Genomic DNA, 19,565 nt, shown 5'->3' on the forward strand with positions numbered 1-19,565 from the left:
TTAGACCCTGCGACGTTTCGGCGGACGACAGCCGTTGTGCGGGATGGGTGTTATATCGCGAATGAAGTTAACCTTCATACCGACGTTACCGATTGCGCGCATAGCTGCTTCACGACCGGAGCCGGGGCCTTTGACAAAAATACCAACTGTACGCATACCCTGATCCTGAGCTTTACGAGCAGCAGTTTCAGCAGCTACCTGAGCTGCAAAGGGAGTAGATTTTCTAGATCCCTTGAAACCAGAGGCACCGGAGGTACCCCAGCTGATTACGTTGCCTTTCAGATCAGTGAAAGTAATTATAGTATTATTAAATGTTGCTTTAACGTGAGCAATGCCCACGGGAACATTCTTCTTCTCTTTTTTCTTGCCGGAACGGCGAGGTCTAGCCATACCATTCTCTCCAGAATGAATTTAAATCAGCAGCACGAGGACCTTAACATGGTCTGAAAACTGCGGATTGAATTATTTCTTCTTTCTGCTCATGACAGAGCGACGGGGACCTTTGCGAGTTCTAGCATTGGTCTTGGAGCTCTGACCACGCACGGGCAGTCCGCGGCGGTGACGCAGTCCACGATAACATCCGATGTCCATCAGGCGCTTAATATCAGCTACCTGGTCACGACGGAGGTCACCTTCAACTTTATAATTATCTTCAAGTTCCTTACGGATGGTGTTCACCTGCTCGCCACTGAGGTCGTCAGTTTTGAGGGTCCAGTCGATACCAACAGTATCAAGAATCTTGAGAGCGGTAGTCCGACCTACACCGTAAATGTAAGTCAGTGCAATATCCAAACGCTTATTTTTCGGAAGGTCTACTCCAGCGATACGAGCCACAGTTATACCTCTCTATCCTTGACGCTGTTTGTGTCTGGGGTTGTCACAAATAACCCTCAGAACACCCTTGCGTCTGATTACTTTGCATTTGGGACAAATCTTCTTAACAGATGGTCTTACTTTCATGACCGTCTCCAAATAATGCAGTTAAACAGTTTCAACAATCGGGAGCTAGCCGATTGTGGCCTTATGCCTCAGCTGCCCGGCTAAAGGGCAGCATTACCATGCCAGTCTTTCGTTGCCGCGAAATTCAAGACGTGTACTCTACAGAACGATTTTAAAAAAATCAACCCCTGTAACGCACCAAAAAAAAATTAAGAAAGGCTCAAAATCTGAGGCCCTTCTGAAGTGATGGCAATGGTATGCTCAAAATGGGCGGACAGCTTTCTGTCCTTGGTCACTGCAGTCCACTTATCATCGAGGATTTCGATATCGTGTGAACCTTCTGTCACCATCGGTTCGATGGCTATGACCATTCCCGTTCTAAGTTGCACACCGGGAAGACCAGATGGCACAAAATTCGGTACTTCAGGTTTTTCATGAAGGTTGCGGCCGATGCCGTGCCCTACAAAGCGGCGCACAACTCCGTAACCGGCTCCTTCTGCATATTCCTGAACTGACCGGGAAATATCATAAAGACTGTTGCCAGGCAATGCCTGTTTAATCCCGCGCATAAGAGATTCACGGGTAACATCGAGAAGATTCTGCGTACTGGCGGTTACTGAGCCAACCGGATAGGTCCTAGCGGAATCTCCGTAAAAACCTTGAAAGATGACACCCATATCAATGCTAACGATATCTCCTTCATTCAAAATTCTTTTTTCAGAAGGAAATCCATGAACAATTTCTTCATTCACAGAGCAGCAAAGAGCAAATGGAAAACCGTGATAACCTTTGAATGCCGGCTGCACTCCAAAATCATCACAGGCTTTGCAGGCTATATTTTCAAGACTCATGGTGGTAATGCCGGGCTTAATGGCCTCACCCAGCATATCCAGAATAGTAGAAACAAGACGATTGGCCTCACGCATGAGGCCAATCTCCTTGTCATTCTTGAGGTAGATACCTCTGTACTTTTTCAATGGAATTACCTTCCCTTGATCTTGCTGCCTTTACCCATGAGGCCCTCATACTGACGAGAGATCATGTAGGATTCGATCTTACCCATGAAGTCCATTGCAACACCGACAACGATGAGCAGTGCGGTTCCACCGAAATAGAAAGGCACGTTGAACTGAGAGATAAGAATCATCGGCAACACACAGATAGCTGCTACGTACAGAGATCCCCAGAGAGTAATCCTGGTCAGAACGCGGTCAATATATTCGCGAGTTCTATTACCAGGACGAATTCCGGGAATAAAACCGCCCTGCTTCTGAATGTTCTCTGCAATTCCTTTAGGATCAAACATGATCGCAGTGTAGAAATAGCAAAAGAAGATAATCAGAGCGATGTATACTACATTATATGCAATTGAAGACGGAGCGAAGTATGCTGAAAACTTAGACAGAATTTCATATTTGGAAAAACTAGCCAAAGTTGCGGGAAACATCAGAATACTGGATGCGAAGATGGGGGGAATAACACCTGCAGTGTTGATTCGCAGCGGCAGATGTGTGGTCTGGCCACCCATCATTTTGCGTCCCATCATACGCTTAGCATAATGTATAGGAATCCTGCGCTGTCCGCGCTCCATATAGACGATAAAAGCGAGAATGGCGACCATAAATGCCAGAACAAATAAAAGCAGGAAGAGAGTAATTTCTCCGGACTGCATCAATCTGAAAGTATTGAAGATGGCGGCCGGAAGACCTGCCACAATACCGGCAAAAATGATCATAGAGATACCGTTTCCGATGCCTTTCTCGGTCATTTGCTCACCGAGCCACATCAGAAAAACAGTACCAGCTGTCAGAGTCAGAATGGTGATGCCGCGGAAGGCCCATCCTGCATGCAGTACTACGGGGGCACCTGTGGGGCTGGTCATACTTTCCAGTCCTACAGCAATACCGAAACCCTGTACTAAAGTAATCAGCACAGTTCCGTATCTGGTGTACTGCGTAATCTTCTTGCGTCCCTGAGCCCCTTCTTCTTGAAGCCGCTTAATGGTGGGACTAACCACACCTAGAAGTTGAACAATAATAGACGCGGAGATATAGGGCATAATCCCTAACGCGAATATGGACAAGTTACGCAACCCGCCGCCTGAGAACATGTCAAAAAGGCCGAAGAGAGTGTTGGAAACACTCTCAAAAAAATCGGCCAAAGCTGAGCTGTCTACGCCCGGGACCGGGATGTGAATCCCGATCCGGTAGACAGCCAGAAGAAGAAAAGTCCAAAAGAGTTTTTTCTTCAGTTCCGGCAGTCGGGAAAGATTATCAACTCCAGACAATGCCACGTTTTATCCTTCCAGGGCTTTGGCAGTACCACCTGCCTTTGTGATCTTTTCAGTCGCAGAAGCGCTGAAGCGGTGAGCTTCGATGGTTACAGCAGCACTGACTTCTCCCATGCCGAGAACTTTTACAAGAGCGCCCTTTTTGCAAAGACCTGCTTCATAAAAATCATCAAGGGTAATTTCAGTTTTGCCTTCGAAGGCAGTAAGAACCTGACCAACGTTAAGAGCTACATACTCTTCACGAAAGGGATTCTTGAAACCGCGCTTAGGCAGACGACGAGCCAGAGGCATCTGACCACCTTCAAACCAGGCAGGGACACCACCGCCGGAGCGGGCGTTCTGACCTTTGTGACCCTTGCCGGAGGTTCCACCCCAGCCTGAGCCGCCGCCACGACCTACGCGCTTGCGATTTTTACGTTCCTCTTGGAACGGATATATTTCGTGCAGCCTCATGATTCTGTTACCTCCACAAGGTGCTCAACTTTTTTGATCATCCCTCTTACGACGGGAGTATCTTCAAAGCTTTTTTCCTGCCTGATCTTGTGCAGTCCCAGCGCCTTTACAGTCGCGCGCTGTTTGGGGTTGCAGCCGATCATGCTGCGAACGAGTTTTACCTTAAGCATAACTATGTTCTCCTACTTTCTGGGAGTCACAACTTTCTTCCCGCGAAGCTGGCCGACTTCTTCAGCGCTACGCAGAGAAGCAAGTCCGGCAACAGTCGCGCGAAGGACGTTATGCGGGTTGTTGGTGCCGATAGCCTTAGTAAGGATATCGTGTACGCCTACAACTTCAAGCACCGCACGCACGGGACCACCGGCAATGATACCGGTACCCTTTGAAGCGGGCTTAAGCATTACGCGTCCTGCACCGTAACGGCCGAGTACTTCGTAAGGAAGTGTTCCGTCCAAAAGAGGAACGGAGATCATTTCTTTGCGAGCTTTCTCAGAAGCTTTTCTAATAGCTTCAGGAACCTCATTAGCCTTACCAAGTCCGAAACCGACCTGACCTTTACCGTCACCTACCACAACCAGGGCACTGAAGGAAAACCTTCTACCACCCTTAACAACTTTAGCTACTCGGTTGAGGTAAACGATTTTTTCAATCAGACCCAGATCATTCTGTTCCATGGATATTCCCATAAGTTTAGAATTTCAGGCCACCCTCACGAGCGCCGTCAGCCAGGGCCTTAACCCTGCCGTGATAGATATAACCGCTACGATCAAAAACAACTGTTTCGATCTTAAGCTCCTTAGCCTTGGCTGCAATGTCTTTACCGACCAGAGCAGCTGTCTCGCAAGTGAGCTTGAGAGCTTCACCATCTTTAGCGAGGGCTTTTGAGGAAGAAGCGGTCACGGTTTTGCCAATCAGATCATCTACGAGCTGAGCGTAGATGTGCTTATTTGAACGGAATACAACAAGACGCGGACGAGCTGCAGTCCCGCTGATTTTTTTGCGGATGCGGATCTTTTTGCGGCGTCTTGCCTGTTCTTTAGTCATTTTCATGGCTTTACCCTACTATTTACCGGACTTACCGGCTTTACGTCTGATCTGTTCATCAATGTACTTGACGCCCTTACCTTTGTAAGGCTCGGGAGGACGTACACGACGAAGCTGCGCTGCAACTTCACCAACCAGCTGCTTGTCAGCGCCGGAGATGGTGAGTTTAGTGTTGCCTTCTGCGCTTGCTTCGATTCCAGCAGGCAGTTCGAAGTTAACGGGATGGGAAAAACCAACGTTAAGAACGACGTTCTTACCCTGTACGTTAACTTTGTAACCGACACCAACAACTTCCAAAGTCTTGGAGAAGCCTTTAGAGACTCCTTCAATGCAGTTGGCAAGCAGTGAACGGTGCAGTCCGTGCTGAGCACGTTCCTGACGGGAATCACCAGACCTCTTCACCTCGACCACATTATCAGCAACTGAGAAGCTGACCATGGGGTGTACCGGGGTGGTGATGGTGCCTTTAGGGCCCTTTACAGAGACCACATCAGCACCAACAGTGACTTCCACTCCGGAAGGTATATCAATAGGTTTTTTTCCAATTCTGGACATAATAAAACCTCTCTACCAGATTTCGCACAAGAGTTCGCCGCCAACGTTAAGCTCTTTAGCTTTAACGCCGTCAACTACGCCCTTTGAAGTGGAAAGTATGCAAATCCCGAGTCCATTAAGGACAGAGGGAATATCTTCAACGCCTACAAACACGCGACGACCGGGTGTGCTGATTTTTTTCATCCCACTAATGAGGGACTTACCATCAACATACTTAAGGGTGACGTTAATTTCATTTTCTTCATTAGTGAAGTCAACGATATAACCTTCTTCCTTAAGAATCCCAGCGATAGCTGCTTTGATCTTGGACCCGGGAATGGCAACGGTCTTATGATAAGCACCGTGCGCATTACGAATGCGGGTCAGCATATCGGCGATAGGATCGACAACAGGCATTTTAAACTCCTTATATTACCAGCTGGCTTTACGCACGCCGGGAAGTTCACCCGCAAGGGCCTTCTCCCTGAAGCAAATACGGCAAACGCCGTATTTCCGCAGGAAAGCACGAGGACGACCACAAATGGGGCATCTGTTATATTCGCGCACTTTGAACTTAGGCTTACGTTTCGCCTTAACTTTTAAAGCTGTCCTGGCCAAAACGATATCCTCCTATTTCTTGAAGGGCATACCAAGAAGCTCGAGGAGCAACTTGCCTTCTTTATCTGTTTTAGCGGAGGTGACGATAGTCACGTTCATCCCTTTGGTGATCTCGATCTGATCGAGCTGAATCTCAGGAAATATGGTAAGTTCCTTGATTCCGAGGGTGAAGTTGCCGCGTCCATCGAAGCCTTTATCAGGAATGCCGCGAAAGTCGCGAACGCGAGGGAGAGCAAAGCTGATAAGCTTGTCCAGAAAGTCCCACATAAGATCTTTACGAAGAGTTACGCGGGAGCCTACTGGCATTCCTTCGCGCAGCTTAAAAGCTGCAATTGACTTTTTCGCTCTGGTTACTACTGCGCGCTGACCTGCAATTGCGGTCAACTCTTCAACAGCACCATCAATGAGTTTGGCGTTCTGGCTTGCTTCACCGAGTCCGATGTTAAGAGAGATTGCCTTTATTCCAGGAATCTCCATCGAGCTCTTGTACCCGAACTCTTTGTGAAGAGACGGGGCGACCTTGTCCGTATATATTTTTTCGAGACGTGTCATCGCAAAACCCTAGTCGATGATTTCGTTACATTTTTTACAAAAACGGATGTTTTTTCCGTCTTCGGTCTCACGTACTCCAACACGGGTTGCTTTTGTGCAAGCGGGGCACACAACCTGTATGTTAGAGATGTGAACAGGGGCTTCTTTCTCAACGATTCCGCCGGGCTGATTAGCATAAGGGTTCGGCTTGGTGTGCCTTGAAACCATGTTAACCTGCTCAACAAGGACAGTGTCCTTCTTGCGGTTGATCTTGAGGACCTTACCGATCTTCCCCTTATCCTTGCCGGCGATGACCATTACTTTGTCATCAACATGTATCTTGTTCATGCCGTTTACCTTCTTGTGATAAGGATTACAGAACCTCGGGAGCGAGAGAAACGATCTTCATGAAGCCTGCGCCTCTGAGTTCTCTTGCTACGGGCCCGAAAATACGGGTCCCTACCGGGTCCATGGAGTTGTTCAGAAGAACGGCAGAGTTATTGTCGAACTTAATGTAGGAGCCGTCAGGACGACCAATTTCTTTTTTGGTACGAACAACAACTGCCTTCATTACAGCGCCCTTCTTCACTTTGGAATGGGGCATCGCTTCCTTAACGGAAACCACAATAATGTCTCCGACACTGGCGTAGCGTCTCTTGGAACCACCAAGTACCTTGATGCAAGATACTTTTTTGGCACCAGAGTTATCTGCTACGTCAAGTTTAGATTCTACCTGAATCATAGCTAATACCCCTAAACTGCTTTTTCCAGAATTTTATCGAGATGCCACCTTTTGCGCCGGCTAAGGGGGCGGAATTCAACAATCTGCACCTTATCGCCGATACCGCATTCATTAGCAGGATCGTGTGCCATGAATTTAGTGTGGCGACGGATGAATTTTTTATACAGGGGGTGCTTTACGAGTGTTTCGCAACGAACAACAATTGTCTTGTCGTTCTTGTCGCTAACTACCACTCCGGTCAGCACGCGCCTGTTTCCTTTCAGATTAAGCTCTGCCATGGCTTATGCTCCCAGTTCCTTTTCACGCTGCACGGTGAGGATCTTTGCGATGTCTTTTTTAACATCAGACAGTCTCTGGGTATTTTCCAGCTGAGCAGTAGCATGCTGGAAACGAAGGTTGAAAAGCTCCTGACGGGCTTCTACAAGCTTCTCATTCAGAGCAGCGTTGTCGAGTTCACGAAGTTCTTTGGCTTTCATATTACAATCCCTCCTTGACTACGATGGTAGTTTTGACGGGAAGCTTGTGAGCTGCGCGGACCAAAGCTTCTTTGGCCAGAGCAATGTCAACGCCCTTAACTTCGTACAGAATGCGACCGGGTTTAACCGGAGCAACCCAACCGACCGGGGAACCTTTACCTTTACCCTGTCTGACTTCAGCAGGCTTGGCAGTGATAGGCATATCGGGGAAAACCCTGATCCATACCTGACCGCCACGCTTAATGTGACGCATAATTGCGATACGAGCTGCTTCAATCTGGTTGCTGGTAAGTTTTCCGTGTTCCAGAGTCTTGATTGCAATATCGCCGAAAGCGATAGTGGAACCGCGCTGAGCCTTACCTTTCAGGCGACCTTTCTGACGTTTACGGAATTTAACTTTCTTAGGTGATAGCATTACTGTTCCACCTCGTGGTCGAGAATTTCACCTTTGAAGATCCAGACCTTGATGCCGATGACACCGTAGGTAGTGTTAGCACGTGCAACACCGTAATCGATGTCAGCTCTGAGTGTCTGAAGAGGAACGCGACCATCGCGGTACCATTCGGTACGTGCGATTTCAGCACCGGCAAGACGACCGGCACAAGCCACTTTAATTCCCTCTGCGCCGAACTTGCGAGCGAGGCCCACAATGCGCTTCATAGCGCGACGGAAAGCCACACGGCGCTCAAGCTGCTGAGCAATATTCTCAGCAACGAGCTGCGCGTCGGTTTCGGGACGGCGAATTTCGTTTACTTCGAGAGCGAATTCTTTATTGAATTTTCTACGAAGATCTTCACGGAGCTTTTCGATCTCTACACCTTTACGGCCGATAACAATACCGGGACGTGCAGTGTGAAGGATCAGACGGATTTTGCCGCCTGCACGCTCAATCTCAATTTTAGAGATGCCTGCGTGAAAGATCTTCTCTTTTACATATTTACGAATGCTGTCGTCTTCGTAGACGAAAGCGGGATAGTCCTTACTGGAGAACCATCTGGAAAGCCAGTTCTTGGTGTATCCAAGTCTGAAACCGTATGGATGTACTTTCTGACCCATGACACTACCCTACATTTCTTTTACTACGACGGTTATATGGCTGGTGCGCTTACGAATACGGTACGCACGACCCATAGCCCTGGGCTGAATTCTCTTCCAAGTGGGACCTTCGTCAACTTTGACGATGTCCACGCAGAGAGAGTCAACATCCACTCCGGGAATCTGCTCGGCATTTGCCACTGCAGAGTAAAGCACTTTACTGAGCATTTCAGCACCCTTTTTGGGAGTGAACTTCAGGATGTTGAGAGCTTCCTCAACAGGCTTTCCCTTGATGTTTTCCGCTACCAAGCGCACTTTCCTAGCGGAAATGCGCATATATTTTGCAATAGCTCTTGCTTCCATTGCTCAACACCTTCTAGCGTTTGGCCTTGCTTTTCTTATCTGCAACGTGGCCGTAGTAGGTACGGGTGGGAGAAAATTCACCCAGCTTATGTCCTACCATGTTTTCTGTCACGAATACAGGAATAAACTTACGGCCATTATGTACTGCGAAGGTCAAACCTACCATTTCAGGAATGATAGTGGAGCGACGGGACCAGGTCTGAATAACCTTGCGGTCACCTGAGTCCTGAGCTTTTACGACCTTTTTAAGCAGATGATCGTCAATAAACGGGCCTTTTTTCAGTGATCTTGGCATTACAGTCTCCTACCTCTGCCCGCGGCGTTTAACGATGAGCTTGGAAGAAGGTTTCTTCTTACTGCGGGTTTTGTATCCCTTAGCAGGCATGCCCCAAGGAGAACAGGGGTGTCTACCACCGGAACTACGGCCTTCACCACCACCAAGGGGGTGATCGATCGGGTTCATGGCAACACCACGAACTTTAGGTCTGCGACCCAGCCAGCGGTTACGTCCGGCCTTACCAAGGGTAATATTTTCGTGGTGAATGTTACCAACCTGGCCTACAGTTGCGCAGCAGGTTGCGAGAACCTTACGGACTTCACCGGAAGGCATACGCAGAAGAGCGTATTTACCCTCTTTTGCAACAAGCTGAGCGTAGGTACCGGCTGCGCGGCAAAACTGTCCGCCCTTTCCGGGATACAATTCGATATTGTGAACGATAGTACCAACAGGGATGTTCTTCAGCAGGAGAGCATTACCGGGTTTAATGTCGGCTTTTTCTCCAGCGAGAATTTTATCACCCTTATTCAGTCCTACAGGACAAAGGATGTAGCGTTTTTCACCATCTGCATAATGAAGCAGAGCGATGCGTGCGGACCTGTTGGGATCATATTCGATTGAAGCAACAGTTGCGGGAACTTCCACTTTGTTACGTTTGAAGTCGATGATACGGTAAAGACGCTTAACGCCACCGCCACGACGACGGGAAGTAACCCGGCCGTTATTGTTTCTACCGGCCTTTTTGGTCAGCCCCTTAGTAAGAGACTTTTCCGGAGTAGACGTAGAAATCTCCTCAAAGGTGGAGATAGTCTGGAACCGGCGACCAGGAGAGGTCGGCTTCAGCTTACGAGTAGCCATCTCTTAAACTCCTTCGAAGAATTCGATTTTTTCGCCCGCAGAAAGCTTAACATAAGCTTTCTTGTAGCCGGACAATTTACCGACAACACGGCCGAACTTTCTGCGAAGACCAGGTCTTTTACGTACGATACGTACGGTGTCAACCTTAACGTCAAAAGCAGATTCAACTGCTTTTTTGACTTCAGTCTTGTTGGCAGAAGGCAGCACATAAAAGGTTACCTGATTAGAGGATTCCTTAATGTCAGTGGCCTTTTCCGAAATGACCGGTTTGATAAGAATCTGAGTATAGTCCATGACTATTTCAACCTCTCCTGCAGATCCTGTGCTGCATTCTCAAGCATTACAACCTGACGATGCTTCAAAATGTCATAAACATTCAGCTGGTCGGCAGAGATAAGCTTGATGCCAGGGATATTCCTCGCAGAAAGGAGGAGTTTATTATCAGCATCCTTGACGATAACCAAGGCTTTATTCAATCCAAGATTTTCAGCGACTTCAGCAAAGAGCTTAGTCTTAATCTCGGGAAGGTCGATAGACTTTACAACCATAAGCTTTTCTTCGCTAAGGCGTGAAGTGAGTGCCATTCTGAGAGCCAGACGGCGGACCTTTTTATTTACCTTGAAGGAGTAGTCGCGGGGCTGGGGACCGAAAACAGTTCCACCACCACGCCACAGAGGTGAACGGGTGGAGCCTGCACGAGCACGACCGGTGCCTTTCTGGCGCCAGGGCTTTGCACCACCGCCGCGTTTCATACCACGTGTTTTAGTAGCATGAGTACCTTGACGTTTGGCTGCAAGCTGTGAACGTACTACGAGATGCAGGATTTCGGGCTTGACCGGAACTTCGAAAACTTCCGGAGCAAGATCCATGCTTCCTACTTCCTTTTTAGTTTGATCATATATAGTAATGGTAGCCATTTTTTAATTCCTCTAGCTGGTCTTGCGGATCATCACCAGACCGTTCTTAGGACCGGGAACCTGTCCCTTGACCACGAGAACGTTTTCGTCGGTGCGAACGTCTACGATTTCGATGTTAGAAACAGTAACGCGCTCATTACCCATCTGACCGGGCATTTTTTTGCCTTTAAATACTTTGCCAGGGAAAGTAGCGTGGCCGATGGAACCAGGAGAACGGTGTACCTTTTCAGCACCGTGGGAAGCACGGGAACCAGCAAAGTTCCAACGCTTCATTACACCCTGGAAACCTTTACCTTTGGAGGTGCCGGTAACTTTTACCTTTTCACCTGCGGCAAAGATGTCCACGGAGATTTCCTGGCCCAATTCATAGTCAGCTACAGACTCAAGGGGGAACTCGCGAAGATGACGGAAATAACCTTTACCGGCTTTTTCCTGATGACCTTTAGCGGGTTTATTAACCTTGCGCTCGGGAAGAGCGTCGTAGCCGAGCTGGATGGCGTTGTAGCCTTCCTTCTCTTCAGTCTTTACCTGCATTACAGGGCAAGGACCTACTTCAAGAACAGTGACGGGCACGATAGAACCATCGTCTGCGAAGACGCGGGTCATGCCCAGTTTTTTACCGAGTAAACCGATAGTTTTTGCCATGTTGAAGCCCTCCCTACAGCTTGATTTCAACGTCAACACCTGCAGGCAAGCTGAGCTTACCGAGTGCGTCGACAGTCTGCTGGGTGGGTTCAAGAATATCAAGCAGACGCTTGTGGATTCTCATCTCAAACTGCTCACGGGACTTTTTGTCTACGTGTACAGAACGCTGAATGGTAGTACGGCTGATCTGTGTGGGCAGAGGGATGGGACCTGCGATAGCAGCTCCGGTATTGCGGGCAGTATCCACAATCTCGGTAACTGCTTTATCAAGGATACGATAGTCGTATGCCTTGAGCTTGATCCTGATACGATCACTAGTCATAGAAACCATGTTAATTTCTCCTAAATGAATTCAGAGACGGCCTTTTACTTGCAACGGTAAGAAAGGATTGTGAGGTTATTCCCTTCTTGGCCTGGTATGGTCGTCCAGCCAGCATGCCGGACCTTATACCCTATCTCTGTGGTTTCACGGGGCGGTTCCCGTAAAAAAAGAACCTCCCGAACTCTATGGGTCCGGGAGGTATAGGTCGTTTTCAGCCTTGCTGTCAAGCGAAAACAAGATAAAAATTAAATTTAATCTAATTTTTATTGATCAACTCTTCAGCAATGGAAGCTGGAACAGGCTCGTAGTGGTCGAACTGCATGGTAAAAGTTGCGCGACCCTGAGTCTTGGAGCGAAGGTCAGTTGCGTAACCGAACATTTCGCTAAGGGGAACATCGCACTTTACAACCTGTGCGTTAGCACGGGCTTCCATGGAACCAACGCGACCACGGCGACCGTTAAGGTCACCCATGACGTCTCCGAGGTACTCTTCAGGAGTAACAACTTCAACAGACATGATAGGTTCAAGCAGCTGAGCAGCAGCTTTCTTAACCGCTTCTTTCAGAGCCATGGAACCTGCGATGTAGAATGCCTGCTCAGAGGAGTCAACATCGTGATAGGAACCATAGGTGAGTGTTGCCTTGATGTCTACGAGCGGGTAACCGGCGATAACACCGTTTTTCATCGCGTCGTGGATACCACGGTCAACTGCGGGAATATATTCTTTAGGAATTACGCCGCCTTTAATTTCGTCGACGAATTCATACTCATCTTCTTTGTTGGGCTCAATGGTAACAACAACGTGACCGTACTGACCACGACCACCGGACTGCTTAGCGTACTTATGGTCAACTTCCACCTTCTTGGTGATAGTTTCACGGTAAGCAACGCGGGGAGCACCGACGTTAGCGTTAACATTGAACTCGCGCAGCAGGCGGTCAACAATAACTTCAAGGTGAAGTTCACCCATTCCGGAGATAAGAGTCTGACCAGTTTCCTCGTCACCCTTAACACGGAAAGAGGGGTCTTCCTTAGCGAGCTTTGCAAGCCCCTGACTAAGCAGATCGCGGTCAGCTTTAGTCTTGGGTTCAATTGCAACTTCGATAACCGGTTCGGGAATATCGAGAGTTTCAAGAACAACGTCGTGCTTCTGCTCACAAAGGGTGTCACCGGTAGCCATGTTTTTCAGACCAACAGCAGCCACGATATCACCGGCGAATGCTTCCTTGATTTCTTCACGCTTGTTAGCGTGCATTTTCAAGAGACGACCGATGCGTTCTTTCTTACCGGTTGCGCCATTAATGAAAGTAGCACCGGATTCAATTTTACCGGAGTACAGACGCAGGAAGGTAAGGTGACCGACAAAGGGGTCAGTCATAAGCTTAAAGGAAAGAGCTGCCAGAGGCAGATCATCGTCGCAAGGACAAGCAATTTCCTTTTCAGTGTGAGGATCAACACCAACAATTGCTCTGATGTCCATAGGAGAAGGAAGATAGTCAACGACAGCATCAAGCAGAGGCTGAACACCTTTGTTCTTAAATGCGGTACCGCAAAGAACAGGGCAGATGGTCAGGTTGATAGTGGCTGCGCGAATACCTTTGATAATTTCTTCAGGAGTGAGTTCTTCACCACCGAGATACTTATCAAGAAGCTCTTCGTCTTCTTCAGCAATAGCTTCGATCATTTCAAGACGCATAGCTTCATACTTATCCATCATGTCAGCAGGGATATCTTCAATAGAGTAATCCTTGCCCATGACGTCAGTATAGATGAAGGCCTTACCAGTGATAAGGTCAACTGCACCCTGATATTCATCTTCAGCTCCGATAGGAATCTGAAGAGGTACAGCTTTAGCGCCGAGACGATCCCTGAGCATTTCTACACAACGGAAGAAATCTGCTCCGATACGGTCCATCTTGTTGACAAAAGCCATACGGGGAACTTCATATCTGTCAGCCTGACGCCAAACGGTTTCAGACTGAGGCTCAACACCGGCTACTGCGTCGAAGACGGCTACAGCGCCATCAAGTACGCGCAGTGCACGTTCAACTTCCATTGTGAAGTCAACGTGACCGGGAGTATCAATAATGTTGATACGGTGATCTTTCCACATACAGGTTGTGGCAGCACTGGTAATAGTAATGCCGCGTTCCTGTTCCTGGACCATCCAGTCCATGGTGGCTTCACCATCATGAACTTCACCGATTTTATGAGAAACACCAGTATAGAAAAGAATACGCTCAGTAGTGGTAGTTTTACCCGCATCAATGTGGGCCATAATACCAATATTGCGCTGTTTATCTCTAGCAACCTTTCTAGCCACTTTGTACTCCGATTACCAACGGTAGTGAGCAAAAGCCTTGTTGGCTTCGGCCATACGATGGGTGTCTTCCTTTTTCTTCACTGCTCCGCCGCGCTTGTTGAAAGCATCGAGGAACTCACCGCTAAGACGGGCAACCATGCCCTTCTCGCCTCTAGTACGTGCCTGGTTGATCAGCCATCTGATTGCCAGGGAAACCTGACGCTCAGGACGAACTTCAACAGGCACCTGATAAGTAGCACCACCTACACGGCGGGACTTAACTTCAACATGGGGCTTAACGTTTTCCACTGCCTTTTCAAAAGCCTTGATCGGATCTTCCTGAGTTTTATCACCGAGGAATTCAAGAGCTTGATAGAATATATTTTCAGACACACTCTTCTTACCGTCGTACATGAGTCTGTTCATGAACTTGGTTGCAAGCTGAGAGCCGTATACCGGATCAGGAAGAATCTGTCTTTTGGATACCGGACCTTTACGAGGCATATTGGTATACTCCTTGGAATTTAATGCTATTTAGGACGCTTTGCGCCGTACTTGGAACGACCCTGACGACGATCTGCAACACCAGCGGTGTCAAGAGAGCCGCGGACAATGTGATAACGAACACCAGGTAAGTCTTTTACACGACCACCACGGATGAGTACCACGGAGTGTTCCTGAAGGTTATGACCTTCACCACCGATGTATGCAGTAACTTCGATGGCATTAGTCAGACGCACACGAGCGACCTTACGCAGTGCGGAGTTAGGCTTCTTAGGGGTGGTGGTGTACACGCGAGTGCAAACGCCACGGCGCTGGGGGCAGGCCTGAAGCGCAGGAGTCTTCTTACGCTTGAGCTGCTTTTCACGCCCTTTTCTTATAAGCTGATTGATGGTTGGCATGAACCCTCCAAATTAAGTTTTATTACAAAGACCGACGCAGTTAGACTAATATTTTACAATTTGTCAAGAACAAATGCATAATATTTCTTCAACATCCTTGAGTCAGGCTGCAACCACCTGCTCTGTCGGACGGATCTGCGCACTGGCGCCAGCACTATCTTTCGTTAACGAGCAACGGCTCTTCTTCAAGTTCTTCGAGGAACTTATCTGCACGTTCAGGCTGATCGGGAACGATAATATCTGTACGTGCATATTTACGGAAACCGGTACCTGCAGGAATGAGTCGGCCAACGATGACGTTTTCTTTCAAGCCGCGCAGATAGTCCTTCTTGCCGCAGAGAGAAGACTCGGTAAGAACCTTGGTTGTCTCCTGAAATGATGCAGCAGAAATGAAGGAAGCGGTTGAAAGTGAAGCCTGAGTGATACCGAGAACATGAGTCTGTGCGGTAGCAGGCTTAAGTCCGTTAGCAACTGCATCCTGGTTGGTTTCCATGAAGCGCTGCTTGTCCACCTGTTCGCCCACAAGAAAATGGGTCTCACCGGGATCAACGATGCTGACCTTCTTGAGCATCTGGCGGACAATAACTTCGATGTGCTTATCGTTAATTCCAACACCCTGAAAACGGTAAACGTCCTGAATTTCTTCAACCAGAAAGCGTGCGAGATATTTCTCACCCTTAACTTTCAGGATGTCATGCAGTTCGGGCAAGCCTTCAGTCATCAGGTCACCGGCTTCTACGAAGTCGCCTTCCTGCGCTGTTATGTGGCGGCCTTTAGGCACAAGATATTCTTTAGTATCGCCTACTTCAGGGGTAACAACAATTTTGCGCTTGCCTTTGGATTCAGGGCCATAGGAGACCACACCATCAATCTCCGAAATGATTCCAAGTTCCTTTGGTTTACGCACTTCAAACAACTCCGCAACTCGGGGAAGACCACCAACGATATCCTTGGTCTTCGAGGTTTCGCGGAGTTTACGAGCGATAACATCACCCGCATTAACGACATTACCATCTCTAACCATCAAAATCGCACCGACAGGAAGCGGATATATAGCTTTCAAGACGGATCCGGGACGTGTCAGAGGTTCGCCATCCTCGCCGCAGATAGATAATGAAGGTTTAAAGTTGGTAGTACGGTATTCCTGGATCGTGAAGGTCGTCTGCCCTGTGGCTTCGTCAACACGTTCCTGATAGGTTTTACCTTCAACGAGGTCGGTAAATTTAACCATACCGGTTACTTCTGTGATAAAGGGTTCTGCAAGCGGATCCCACTCAGCCAGCATGGTTCCTTGTGTGATCTGCTGACCCTCTTCAACAAAAAGTTTAGCACCCAGCGGAAGAACGTATTTTTCACGTTCCCTGCCCTGCTCGTCCACGATACCGATCTGGCAACTCTTACCGAGGACCATCTGGTGGCCATCGGCGTTACGGACGGAACGCATGCGGTTCAGAACTACAGAACCGTTATGCTGTGCTTCAAAAGATGACTGCTGAATTTCACGGCTAGCGGTACCACCAATATGGAAGGTACGCATGGTAAGCTGTGTTCCCGGCTCACCGATGGACTGAGCAGCGATGATACCTACAGTTTCACCAACATTAACAACATGCCCGCGGGCAAGATCTCGACCGTAACACATAGCACAAACGCCATGCTTGGAACGGCAGGTCAGCGGAGAGCGGACAACCATGGAGTTAATACCGTTTTCATCAATAATTTTAGCTGCTGCTTCATCGATAAGGGTATCAGCGGGGACAAGGATTTCGCCAGTATCTTCTTTGACAACGTCATGAATAGATACGCGACCAAGGACTTTCTCGGAAAGCCTTTCCTTGATTTCGCCACCTTTGATGTAATGAGTCAGCTCAAGACCGTCTACAGTGCGACAATCGTGCTCTGCAATGGTAACATCCTGAACAACATCAACAAGACGTCTGGTCAGATAACCGGAGTTTGCAGTTTTCAGAGCGGTATCAGCGAGACCTTTACGAGCACCGTGAGTGGAAATAAAATACTGCAGAACTGACAGACCTTCACGGAAAGATGAAGTAATCGGTGTTTCGATAATTTCACCGGAAGGTTTCGCCATCAGACCACGCATACCAGCGAGCTGACGCATCTGGTCCTGGTTACCACGAGCACCGGAATGAGCCATCATGAAGACCGGGTTGAAGGAGGAGTTTGTTTCCTCTTTACCAGTCTTGGGGTCTACCATGATATCAGTTGACATTTCGTTGGTCATTTCAGTTGAAACGTCGTTTGTGACTTTTGTCCAAACGTCGACAACCTTGTTGTATTTCTCAGTACGGGTAATAATACCTTCGCGATACTGGGATTCAATGTCTTCAACCTCAGCGTAGGCAGCCTCAAGCAAGCCTGCTTTCTTAGCAGGAATGGTCAAGTCTTTAACACCGATGGTGATCGCTGCGCGGGTTGCGTGCTCGTAACCAAGGTCCTTAAGACGGTCACAAAGAATAACAGTCGCCTTACTGCCGGCAACGCGATATGCGCTGGAAGCGAGTTTAGCAATATTCTTTTTAGTCATGACTACGTTGGCGTACTCAAACCCCATTCCTTCGGGCAGGAGTTCGCCTACAAGCACACGACCGGGAGTAGTCTCGACCAGCTTGCCTTCAATACGAACCTGAACGCGCGCATGCATGCTGACAACCTTAGCATCCAATGCAGCGATAACTTCCCAGGGAGCAGTAAAAATCATACCCTCACCCTTCGAGAATGAACGCTCAACGGTCAGATAATAAAGACCAAGGACGATATCCTGCGAGGGGTTGATGATCGGCTGTCCGTTTGCAGGAGACAGGATGTTGTTTGAAGACATCATCAGAACACGACACTCAATCTGTGCTTCCACGGAAAGAGGTACGTGAACCGCCATCTGGTCACCGTCAAAGTCAGCGTTGTATGCTGAACAAACCAACGGATGCAGCTGGATAGCCTTACCTTCTACCAGAGTGGGTTCGAAGGACTGGATACCGAGACGGTGAAGAGTCGGAGCACGGTTGAGCATGATCGGATATTCGCGAACTACATCATCAAGGATATCCCAGACAACGAGGTCTTCGCGTTCAACCATTTTTTTAGCGCTTTTAATGGTTGTAGCTATTTCGCGGCGCTCGAGCTCGGCATAAATAAAGGGCTTGAACAATTCCAAGGCCATCTTCTTGGGAAGACCGCACTGGTGCAGTTTAAGCTTCGGACCAACAACAATTACGGAACGACCGGAGTAGTCAACACGTTTACCGAGAAGGTTCTGACGGAAACGGCCCTGTTTACCCTTAATCATATCAGAAAGGGATTTCAGAGGACGACCATTAGTACCGGTAATTGCGCGGCCACGGCGACCATTGTCGAACAATGCGTCAACAGATTCCTGCAGCATGCGCTTTTCGTTACGGATGATGATGTCCGGTGCACCGAGCTCGATGAGACGCTTCAAACGGTTGTTACGGTTGATAACGCGACGGTAGAGATCGTTGAGGTCGGAAGTTGCGAAACGTCCGCCATCAAGAGGAACAAGAGGACGCAGCTCAGGCGGAATGACCGGGATAACATCCATAATCATCCACTGGCAGTCATTACCGGACTCAAGAAAAGCTTCGACGATTTTGAGACGCTTGGTCAGCTTTTTCTTTTTGGTCTGGGAACGTGTGGTCAGTGATTCTTCACGGAGTTCATGCCTGAGTGTGGGCATATCAATCTGCGCCAGCAGACCTTTGATGGTCTCTGCGCCCATACCTACTTCGATGGCTTCTTCACCGTAATGATCAATTACCTGAAAATACTGATCTTCGGAAATGATCTGGTACTGCTTAAGCGGAGTATCACCAGGATTCAGTACAATGTAAGAATCGAAGTAAAGAACCTTTTCAAGGTCGGCCATGGTGATGTCCAGCAGGGTGCCGATCTTGGAAGGCAAAGTCTTGAGGAACCAGATGTGGGCAACAGGAGCGGCAAGCTCAATGTGACCCATACGTTCACGTCTGACTTTAGAGGCAATAACTTCAACACCGCACTTTTCACATACGATGCCGCGGTGTTTCATGCGCTTATATTTACCGCAGTTACACTCGTAGTCTTTAACAGGCCCGAAAATTTTAGCGCAGAAAAGACCATCTCTTTCCGGCTTGAAAGTCCTGTAGTTGATGGTCTCGGGCTTCTTGACTTCACCGAAAGACCATTCTCTGATCTTTTCGGGAGAAGCAATGGAAATCTGAATACCTTTGAGGCCGCGTCCTGCGAGGCCTGCACCGGATGTTCTACGCATAGTGAACAGTTCGTCCAGACTCATTAATA

At 48.4% G+C, this 19,565-nt stretch carries 30 protein-coding genes; all 30 read right to left on the reverse strand.

The features are described 5' to 3' along the window. The 30 genes from rpsK to rpoC all read right to left on the reverse strand — a co-directional run bounded on the left by rpsK (position 1) and on the right by rpoC (position 19,560). Complete coding sequence (gene rpsK, locus ACKU35_RS17600) at positions 1-390, reverse strand: 30S ribosomal protein S11 (RefSeq protein ID WP_319761348.1); 390 nt, start codon at positions 388-390, stop codon at positions 1-3. Positions 391-462: 72 nt separating this feature from the next. Then, a complete protein-coding gene (gene rpsM, locus ACKU35_RS17605) occupies positions 463-834 on the reverse strand; it encodes a 30S ribosomal protein S13 (protein WP_319761350.1) in 372 nt (123 codons plus the stop codon). 12 nt (positions 835-846) lie between these two features. Continuing rightward, positions 847-960, reverse strand: coding sequence for a 50S ribosomal protein L36 (gene rpmJ / locus ACKU35_RS17610; RefSeq protein ID WP_015851088.1), 114 nt, complete (start codon positions 958-960; stop codon positions 847-849). A 188-nt stretch (positions 961-1,148) separates the two neighbouring features. After that, positions 1,149-1,916, reverse strand: a complete 768-nt coding sequence (gene map / locus ACKU35_RS17615) for a type I methionyl aminopeptidase (protein ID WP_319761357.1) — start codon at positions 1,914-1,916, stop codon at positions 1,149-1,151. A gap of 5 nt (positions 1,917-1,921) precedes the next feature. Further along, positions 1,922-3,232: a preprotein translocase subunit SecY gene (gene secY / locus ACKU35_RS17620; protein WP_319761359.1), complete on the reverse strand. Its 1,311-nt coding sequence runs from the start codon at positions 3,230-3,232 to the stop codon at positions 1,922-1,924. Between the two features lie 3 nt (positions 3,233-3,235). After that, complete coding sequence (gene rplO / locus ACKU35_RS17625) at positions 3,236-3,682, reverse strand: 50S ribosomal protein L15 (protein WP_319761360.1); 447 nt, start codon at positions 3,680-3,682, stop codon at positions 3,236-3,238. Next, positions 3,679-3,852, reverse strand: a complete 174-nt coding sequence (gene rpmD / locus ACKU35_RS17630) for a 50S ribosomal protein L30 (RefSeq protein WP_319761362.1) — start codon at positions 3,850-3,852, stop codon at positions 3,679-3,681. Before rpmD ends, rplO begins: the two co-directional genes overlap by 4 nt. A 12-nt stretch (positions 3,853-3,864) precedes the next feature. After that, positions 3,865-4,356, reverse strand: a complete 492-nt coding sequence (gene rpsE, locus ACKU35_RS17635) for a 30S ribosomal protein S5 (RefSeq protein ID WP_319761364.1) — start codon at positions 4,354-4,356, stop codon at positions 3,865-3,867. Positions 4,357-4,372: 16 nt separating this feature from the next. Further along, a complete protein-coding gene (rplR, locus tag ACKU35_RS17640) occupies positions 4,373-4,732 on the reverse strand; it encodes a 50S ribosomal protein L18 (RefSeq protein ID WP_319761366.1) in 360 nt (119 codons plus the stop codon). Positions 4,733-4,744: 12 nt separating this feature from the next. Then, positions 4,745-5,281 carry a 50S ribosomal protein L6 gene (gene rplF / locus ACKU35_RS17645; protein ID WP_319761368.1) on the reverse strand — a complete coding sequence of 179 codons (537 nt, stop codon included), beginning with the start codon at positions 5,279-5,281 and terminating at the stop codon, positions 4,745-4,747. Between the two features lie 12 nt (positions 5,282-5,293). Next, positions 5,294-5,677, reverse strand: a complete 384-nt coding sequence (gene rpsH, locus ACKU35_RS17650; RefSeq protein WP_319761370.1) for a 30S ribosomal protein S8 — start codon at positions 5,675-5,677, stop codon at positions 5,294-5,296. A 15-nt stretch (positions 5,678-5,692) separates the two neighbouring features. Next, positions 5,693-5,878 carry a type Z 30S ribosomal protein S14 gene (locus ACKU35_RS17655; RefSeq protein WP_027721440.1) on the reverse strand — a complete coding sequence of 62 codons (186 nt, stop codon included), beginning with the start codon at positions 5,876-5,878 and terminating at the stop codon, positions 5,693-5,695. Positions 5,879-5,890: 12 nt separating this feature from the next. Beyond that, on the reverse strand, positions 5,891-6,430 hold the full coding sequence (rplE, locus tag ACKU35_RS17660) for a 50S ribosomal protein L5 (protein WP_319761374.1): 540 nt from the start codon (positions 6,428-6,430) through the stop codon (positions 5,891-5,893). A 9-nt stretch (positions 6,431-6,439) separates the two neighbouring features. After that, positions 6,440-6,757: a 50S ribosomal protein L24 gene (rplX, locus tag ACKU35_RS17665; RefSeq protein ID WP_015851078.1), complete on the reverse strand. Its 318-nt coding sequence runs from the start codon at positions 6,755-6,757 to the stop codon at positions 6,440-6,442. Between the two features lie 25 nt (positions 6,758-6,782). Continuing rightward, positions 6,783-7,151 carry a 50S ribosomal protein L14 gene (gene rplN, locus ACKU35_RS17670; protein ID WP_015851077.1) on the reverse strand — a complete coding sequence of 123 codons (369 nt, stop codon included), beginning with the start codon at positions 7,149-7,151 and terminating at the stop codon, positions 6,783-6,785. An 11-nt stretch (positions 7,152-7,162) separates the two neighbouring features. Beyond that, positions 7,163-7,429, reverse strand: a complete 267-nt coding sequence (gene rpsQ / locus ACKU35_RS17675) for a 30S ribosomal protein S17 (RefSeq protein ID WP_163352556.1) — start codon at positions 7,427-7,429, stop codon at positions 7,163-7,165. Positions 7,430-7,432: 3 nt separating this feature from the next. Further along, positions 7,433-7,627: a 50S ribosomal protein L29 gene (gene rpmC, locus ACKU35_RS17680; protein WP_319761380.1), complete on the reverse strand. Its 195-nt coding sequence runs from the start codon at positions 7,625-7,627 to the stop codon at positions 7,433-7,435. Between the two features lies 1 nt (position 7,628). Beyond that, a complete protein-coding gene (gene rplP, locus ACKU35_RS17685) occupies positions 7,629-8,042 on the reverse strand; it encodes a 50S ribosomal protein L16 (RefSeq protein ID WP_319761382.1) in 414 nt (137 codons plus the stop codon). Continuing rightward, a complete protein-coding gene (gene rpsC, locus ACKU35_RS17690; RefSeq protein ID WP_319761384.1) occupies positions 8,042-8,683 on the reverse strand; it encodes a 30S ribosomal protein S3 in 642 nt (213 codons plus the stop codon). Before rpsC ends, rplP begins: the two co-directional genes overlap by 1 nt. A gap of 9 nt (positions 8,684-8,692) precedes the next feature. Then, positions 8,693-9,025: a 50S ribosomal protein L22 gene (rplV, locus tag ACKU35_RS17695; protein WP_319761386.1), complete on the reverse strand. Its 333-nt coding sequence runs from the start codon at positions 9,023-9,025 to the stop codon at positions 8,693-8,695. 13 nt (positions 9,026-9,038) lie between these two features. Next, complete coding sequence (gene rpsS, locus ACKU35_RS17700) at positions 9,039-9,320, reverse strand: 30S ribosomal protein S19 (RefSeq protein ID WP_027179187.1); 282 nt, start codon at positions 9,318-9,320, stop codon at positions 9,039-9,041. Between the two features lie 9 nt (positions 9,321-9,329). Further along, complete coding sequence (gene rplB / locus ACKU35_RS17705) at positions 9,330-10,160, reverse strand: 50S ribosomal protein L2 (RefSeq protein ID WP_319761388.1); 831 nt, start codon at positions 10,158-10,160, stop codon at positions 9,330-9,332. A gap of 3 nt (positions 10,161-10,163) precedes the next feature. Continuing rightward, positions 10,164-10,454, reverse strand: coding sequence for a 50S ribosomal protein L23 (gene rplW / locus ACKU35_RS17710; RefSeq protein ID WP_319761389.1), 291 nt, complete (start codon positions 10,452-10,454; stop codon positions 10,164-10,166). A 2-nt stretch (positions 10,455-10,456) separates the two neighbouring features. Next, complete coding sequence (gene rplD, locus ACKU35_RS17715) at positions 10,457-11,077, reverse strand: 50S ribosomal protein L4 (RefSeq protein ID WP_319761391.1); 621 nt, start codon at positions 11,075-11,077, stop codon at positions 10,457-10,459. 12 nt (positions 11,078-11,089) lie between these two features. Continuing rightward, entirely contained in the window at positions 11,090-11,722 is a 633-nt protein-coding gene (gene rplC / locus ACKU35_RS17720) for a 50S ribosomal protein L3 (protein WP_163352551.1), read from the reverse strand. A 13-nt stretch (positions 11,723-11,735) separates the two neighbouring features. After that, positions 11,736-12,053 carry a 30S ribosomal protein S10 gene (gene rpsJ / locus ACKU35_RS17725; RefSeq protein ID WP_015851066.1) on the reverse strand — a complete coding sequence of 106 codons (318 nt, stop codon included), beginning with the start codon at positions 12,051-12,053 and terminating at the stop codon, positions 11,736-11,738. A 247-nt stretch (positions 12,054-12,300) separates the two neighbouring features. Then, on the reverse strand, positions 12,301-14,367 hold the full coding sequence (fusA, locus tag ACKU35_RS17730) for an elongation factor G (protein WP_319761394.1): 2,067 nt from the start codon (positions 14,365-14,367) through the stop codon (positions 12,301-12,303). Between the two features lie 12 nt (positions 14,368-14,379). After that, a complete protein-coding gene (gene rpsG, locus ACKU35_RS17735; protein WP_319761395.1) occupies positions 14,380-14,850 on the reverse strand; it encodes a 30S ribosomal protein S7 in 471 nt (156 codons plus the stop codon). A 26-nt stretch (positions 14,851-14,876) separates the two neighbouring features. Then, on the reverse strand, positions 14,877-15,248 hold the full coding sequence (gene rpsL / locus ACKU35_RS17740; protein ID WP_015851063.1) for a 30S ribosomal protein S12: 372 nt from the start codon (positions 15,246-15,248) through the stop codon (positions 14,877-14,879). 154 nt (positions 15,249-15,402) lie between these two features. Continuing rightward, a complete protein-coding gene (gene rpoC / locus ACKU35_RS17745) occupies positions 15,403-19,560 on the reverse strand; it encodes a DNA-directed RNA polymerase subunit beta' (RefSeq protein WP_319761396.1) in 4,158 nt (1,385 codons plus the stop codon). Positions 19,561-19,565: the final 5 nt, after the last annotated feature.

Source organism: Maridesulfovibrio sp., from assembly GCF_963676065.1.
Taxonomy (GTDB): Bacteria; Desulfobacterota; Desulfovibrionia; order Desulfovibrionales; family Desulfovibrionaceae; genus Maridesulfovibrio.

Coding starts and splice junctions, on each gene's coding strand:
- rpsK (WP_319761348.1), bottom strand. CDS start 390: ATGGCTAGACCTCGCCGTTCCGGCAAGAAAAAAGAGAAGAAGAATGTT.
- rpmJ (WP_015851088.1), bottom strand. CDS start 960: ATGAAAGTAAGACCATCTGTTAAGAAGATTTGTCCCAAATGCAAAGTA.
- rplO (WP_319761360.1), bottom strand. CDS start 3,682: ATGAGGCTGCACGAAATATATCCGTTCCAAGAGGAACGTAAAAATCGC.
- rpmD (WP_319761362.1), bottom strand. CDS start 3,852: ATGCTTAAGGTAAAACTCGTTCGCAGCATGATCGGCTGCAACCCCAAA.
- rpsE (WP_319761364.1), bottom strand. CDS start 4,356: ATGGAACAGAATGATCTGGGTCTGATTGAAAAAATCGTTTACCTCAAC.
- rplR (WP_319761366.1), bottom strand. CDS start 4,732: ATGAAAATGACTAAAGAACAGGCAAGACGCCGCAAAAAGATCCGCATC.
- rplF (WP_319761368.1), bottom strand. CDS start 5,281: ATGTCCAGAATTGGAAAAAAACCTATTGATATACCTTCCGGAGTGGAA.
- rpsH (WP_319761370.1), bottom strand. CDS start 5,677: ATGCCTGTTGTCGATCCTATCGCCGATATGCTGACCCGCATTCGTAAT.
- rplE (WP_319761374.1), bottom strand. CDS start 6,430: ATGACACGTCTCGAAAAAATATATACGGACAAGGTCGCCCCGTCTCTT.
- rplX (WP_015851078.1), bottom strand. CDS start 6,757: ATGAACAAGATACATGTTGATGACAAAGTAATGGTCATCGCCGGCAAG.
- rplN (WP_015851077.1), bottom strand. CDS start 7,151: ATGATTCAGGTAGAATCTAAACTTGACGTAGCAGATAACTCTGGTGCC.
- rpsQ (WP_163352556.1), bottom strand. CDS start 7,429: ATGGCAGAGCTTAATCTGAAAGGAAACAGGCGCGTGCTGACCGGAGTG.
- rpmC (WP_319761380.1), bottom strand. CDS start 7,627: ATGAAAGCCAAAGAACTTCGTGAACTCGACAACGCTGCTCTGAATGAG.
- rplP (WP_319761382.1), bottom strand. CDS start 8,042: ATGCTATCACCTAAGAAAGTTAAATTCCGTAAACGTCAGAAAGGTCGC.
- rpsC (WP_319761384.1), bottom strand. CDS start 8,683: ATGGGTCAGAAAGTACATCCATACGGTTTCAGACTTGGATACACCAAG.
- rplV (WP_319761386.1), bottom strand. CDS start 9,025: ATGGAAGCAAGAGCTATTGCAAAATATATGCGCATTTCCGCTAGGAAA.
- rpsS (WP_027179187.1), bottom strand. CDS start 9,320: ATGCCAAGATCACTGAAAAAAGGCCCGTTTATTGACGATCATCTGCTT.
- rplB (WP_319761388.1), bottom strand. CDS start 10,160: ATGGCTACTCGTAAGCTGAAGCCGACCTCTCCTGGTCGCCGGTTCCAG.
- rplW (WP_319761389.1), bottom strand. CDS start 10,454: ATGGACTATACTCAGATTCTTATCAAACCGGTCATTTCGGAAAAGGCC.
- rplD (WP_319761391.1), bottom strand. CDS start 11,077: ATGGCTACCATTACTATATATGATCAAACTAAAAAGGAAGTAGGAAGC.
- rplC (WP_163352551.1), bottom strand. CDS start 11,722: ATGGCAAAAACTATCGGTTTACTCGGTAAAAAACTGGGCATGACCCGC.
- rpsJ (WP_015851066.1), bottom strand. CDS start 12,053: ATGGTTTCTATGACTAGTGATCGTATCAGGATCAAGCTCAAGGCATAC.
- rpsG (WP_319761395.1), bottom strand. CDS start 14,850: ATGCCTCGTAAAGGTCCGGTATCCAAAAGACAGATTCTTCCTGATCCG.
- rpsL (WP_015851063.1), bottom strand. CDS start 15,248: ATGCCAACCATCAATCAGCTTATAAGAAAAGGGCGTGAAAAGCAGCTC.
- rpoC (WP_319761396.1), bottom strand. CDS start 19,560: ATGAGTCTGGACGAACTGTTCACTATGCGTAGAACATCCGGTGCAGGC.